The sequence below is a fragment of the Streptomyces sp. NPDC045431 genome (assembly GCF_040646655.1).
Taxonomy (GTDB): domain Bacteria; phylum Actinomycetota; class Actinomycetes; order Streptomycetales; family Streptomycetaceae; genus Streptomyces.
The window spans coordinates 114,398-118,416 of record NZ_JBEZAQ010000019.1; the positions used below are offsets into that span (position 1 = coordinate 114,398).

The following is a 4,019-nucleotide window of genomic DNA, read 5'->3' on the forward strand; positions in this document are numbered from 1 at the left end:
CGTATCCCCGAGCGCCGCCCCTGCTGGGGGTTCGGGGGTTATCCCCCGAATCGGCACAGTGTCGATGTCCCAGAGGACCGCGCGGATCGGCATGGTGCAACCGTATCCCCGAGCGCCGCCCCTGCTGGGGGTTCGGGGGTTATCCCCCGAATCGGCACAGTGTCGATGTCCCAGAGGACCGCGCGGATCGGCATGGTCCCGACGGTACCGCCGGGACGGGGTCAGCCGCCGAGCTTCGCCAGAGCCGCGTCGATGCGGGCCAGGGTGCGGTCCTTGCCCAGGATCTCCAGGGACTCGAAGAGCGGCAGGCCGACGGTGCGGCCGGTGACCGCGACGCGGACCGGGGCCTGGGCCTTGCCGAGCTTGAGGCCGTGCTCCTCGCCGGCGGCGAGGACGGCCTCCTTGAGGGACTCGGGGCTGGTCCAGTCCGCCGCCTCCAGCTTGGCGCGGGCCGTGCGCAGCAGGGCGTCGGAGCCCTCCTTCATGGCCTTCTGCCAGGACGCCTCGTCATCGACGGGCTCCGGGAGGAAGAGGAAGTCGACGTTCTGCGTGATCTCGGAGAGCACGGTCAGACGGGTCTGGGCGTGCGGTGCGATGGCCTCCCAGGCCGCGCGGTCGAAGTCCTCCGGGGCCCAGGGGGCGTGCGGGGCGCGCAGCCAGGGCTCGCAGGCCTCGGCGAACGCCTTCACGTCCAGGCGGCGGATGTGGTCGGCGTTGATCGCCTCGGCCTTCTTCAGGTCGAAGCGGGCCGGGTTGGCGTTGACGTCCGCGATGTCGAACTTCTCGACCATCTCGGGGATGGTGAAGACGTCCTGGTCGGCGGAGAAGGACCAGCCGAGGAGCGAGAGGTAGTTCAGCAGGCCCTCGGGGAGGAAGCCGCGCTCTCGGTAGAGGTTCAGCGAGGCCTGCGGGTCGCGCTTGGAGAGCTTCTTGTTGCCCTCGCCCATGACGTACGGCAGGTGGCCGAAGGCGGGGATGGTCTTGGCGACGCCCAGCTCGATCAGCGCCTTGTAGAGGGCGATCTGGCGCGGGGTGGAGGAGAGCAGGTCCTCGCCGCGCAGGACGTGGGTGATCTCCATCAGCGCGTCGTCGACGGGGTTGACGAGCGTGTAGAGGGGGGCGCCGTTGGCGCGGACGATGCCGTAGTCCGGGACGTTCTCCGGGGTGAACGTGAGCTCGCCGCGGACCAGGTCGGTGAAGGTGATCGGCTCGTCGGGCATCCGGAAGCGGACGATCGACTCGCGGCCCTCCGCTTCGTACGCCGCCTTCTGCTCGGCGGTGAGGTCGCGGCACGTGCCGTCGTAGCCGGAGGGCCTGCCGGCGGCGCGGGCGGCCTCGCGGCGCTCGTCGAGCTCGGTGGCGGTGCAGTAGCAGCGGTACGCGTGGCCGCCGGCGAGCAGCTTGTCGGCGATCTCCTTGTAGATCTCCATGCGCTGCGACTGGCGGTACGGCGCGTGGGGGCCGCCGACCTCGGGGCCCTCGTCCCAGTCGAGGCCGAGCCAGCGCAGCGAGTCGAGGAGCTGGTGGTAGGACTCCTCCGAGTCGCGGGCCGCGTCGGTGTCCTCGATGCGGAAGACCATGGTGCCCTGGTGGTGCCGGGCGAAGGCCCAGTTGAACAGGGCGGTGCGGACCAGGCCCACGTGGGGGTTGCCGGTCGGCGAGGGACAGAAACGTACGCGGATCGCGTTAGCCACGCTTGATCACCTTGTTGGTGAGAGTGCCGATGCCTTCGATGGTGACGGCGACCTCGTCGCCGACGTTGAGCGGTCCGACTCCGGCCGGGGTGCCCGTGAGGATGACGTCGCCGGGGAGCAGCGTCATGGCCTCGGTGATGTGGACGACCAGGTCCTCCACGGAGCGGATCATGTCGCTCGTACGACCCAGCTGGCGCTGTTCGCCGTTGACCGTGCACTGGATCGTGAGGTCGCCCGGGTCGAGGTCGGTCTCCACCCAGGGGCCGAGCGGGCAGGAGGTGTCGAAGCCCTTGGCGCGGGCCCACTGCTTCTCGCGCTGCTGGACGTCGCGCGCGGTGACGTCGTTGGCGCAGGTGTAGCCGAAGACGACGTCCTTGACGCGCTCGCGCGGGACCTCGCGGCACATGCGGCCGATCACGACGGCGAGCTCCGCCTCGTGGTGGAGCTCGTTCGAGAAGGTGGGGTACTCGATGGCGTCGCCGGAGCCGATCACCGAGGTGGTGGGCTTGAAGAAGGCGACGGGGACGTCGGGGACCTCGTTGCCGAGCTCCGCGGCGTGCTCCGCGTAGTTGCGGCCGATGGCCACGACCTTGTTCGGGAGGACGGGCGGCAGGAGGCGGACCTTGCTCAGCGGGACCTTGGTCCCGCTGAGTTCGAAGTCCCCGTACGGAATACCCTTGATGATGTCGAGGACGAGACCGCCCCCGGTGCCGGGGGCGGCGTCGCCCTCGACCGCGCCGAAGGCGACATTGCCGTCGATGGAGAACCTGGCGATGCGCACGGGATGCCGTGCCCCTTACTTCCGCTGGTGACTGGAGTCTGACGCTCCAGGCTAACGCGGGAGGCGCGGCCGACCTGCCGGATTACCGCGCGGCGGGGACCGGGGCGTCCATGAGGGTCGTGCGCCGCGGGTTGGCGGTGCTGGCCGGGAGGTCCGTCGGGTGCTCCGGCTTCACGCCCTGGGCGAGCTCACCGGCGTCGGCCAGGTGCGCCAGGGTGGTGCGGCGGGGGTTGGCGATGGAGCGGATGATCATCGTCGTCTTCATCGGTGGGTCGGACCTCGGCAGGTAGGGGCTTACAGAACGGGTGTCTATGTAAAGCGTCAGGCTAAACATTCGATTCCCCGCCCATAGCGGTAAGAGGCACCGATCTATATGTGAGTTTGCTCACGACACCAGGGACAATCCGGACGTTTCAGGCCGCTGGTTGGACCAGTGAAAACGGACATTGCACGTGTGAAGCGCTCATTCCGCTCCTGATCATGGCGACTAGGACACCCCCCACCCGTAAGCGACTCGTCCACTGAAGTCCGCTTCCTCCCCTAACGGCTTCCACGTACGGTGAAGGGCCACGCACATTCCGCGACCGGGCCCGGGGTGGGTACCGTCGCCCTTGTTGGAGTTCCGGCACTGTGCTGGAATTCCACGCACCGCCGCGGAATCAGACCGGCGCGCAGCGGGCGCAACGCAGCGCCGAAGCGGCGGCGGGAAGGGGATCTGCGCCGGTCACTCACGACCACCATGGAGCGCGACTCGCGCTCCACGACGCCGACACCGTCCTTTCCGTTCACGCGGAGGGACGCCTGGTCCAGAGGTTGCGACGCTAGTGCAGGGACGTTTCAAGAGGGATGGCATGGGGTCTCCCCCGGCCCGCAAGGGCCGAGGGGAAGCTGCGGCGGAGCAGGAGCCGCGCGGCGGGACCGACCGCGGCTCCTCACCCCAGCGCACCCAGAACCCCGGACAGGCGGCCGCCGGTGACGGCGCCGGCCGCGCCGGACGCGGGAGTGCCGCACCGGGCGGCTCCGAGTCCCCGGCCGCTCCGAAGGGCAAGGGTGTCAAGGGCACCAAGGCCGCGAAGGGCGCCAAGGGCAAGAGCGCCGGGCCGAGCGACGCCGGCTCCCGAATAGCCCTGCGCAACTGGCGCATCAGCACCCGTCTCGTCTCCCTGCTCGCCCTGCCCGTGGTCGCCGCGACCACGCTGGGTGGACTCCGTATCAACGAGTCCATGAACGACATGGAGCAGCTGGATCACATGCAGCTGCTCACCAAGCTCACCAAAGAGGCGACCGACCTCGCCCAGGCGCTCCAGGAGGAGCGCGACCTGACGGCGGGCCCGCTCGCCAACCGCACCGACGCGGACGGTCCGATCAGCTCGGACTACAAGATCACCGAGAAGCGCAAGACGGCCGACCTCGCGCAGAAGGCCTTCCTGGACGCCACCGAGGAGATCGGTGACACCCAGGACGACGAGGCCCTGCAGTCGATCCGGTCGAACGTGAACCAGATCGCCACCCAGGTGATCACCCTCGGGGACATCCGCAAGGAC

4 protein-coding genes are annotated in these 4,019 nt (G+C 69.4%); 1 reads left to right on the forward strand and 3 read right to left on the reverse strand.

Annotated features, from left to right (window positions below):
* Positions 1 to 221: 221 nt before the first annotated feature.
* The 3 genes from gltX to AB0A69_RS28955 form a co-directional block, all read right to left on the reverse strand.
* Positions 222 to 1,694 (reverse strand): glutamate--tRNA ligase, encoded by a 1,473-nt coding sequence (gltX, locus tag AB0A69_RS28945; protein ID WP_361428144.1) that lies wholly within the window; start codon positions 1,692 to 1,694, stop codon positions 222 to 224.
* Positions 1,687 to 2,475, reverse strand: a complete 789-nt coding sequence (locus tag AB0A69_RS28950) for a fumarylacetoacetate hydrolase family protein (RefSeq protein ID WP_361428146.1) — start codon at positions 2,473 to 2,475, stop codon at positions 1,687 to 1,689. Before AB0A69_RS28950 ends, gltX begins: the two co-directional genes overlap by 8 nt.
* An 82-nt stretch (positions 2,476 to 2,557) precedes the next feature.
* A complete protein-coding gene (locus AB0A69_RS28955; RefSeq protein WP_361428148.1) occupies positions 2,558 to 2,740 on the reverse strand; it encodes a hypothetical protein in 183 nt (60 codons plus the stop codon).
* Positions 2,741 to 3,326: 586 nt separating this feature from the next.
* Here AB0A69_RS28955 and AB0A69_RS28960 point away from each other — a divergent pair.
* The coding region (locus tag AB0A69_RS28960) for a nitrate- and nitrite sensing domain-containing protein (RefSeq protein ID WP_361428150.1) at positions 3,327 to 4,019 on the forward strand (693 nt) is incomplete at its 3' end.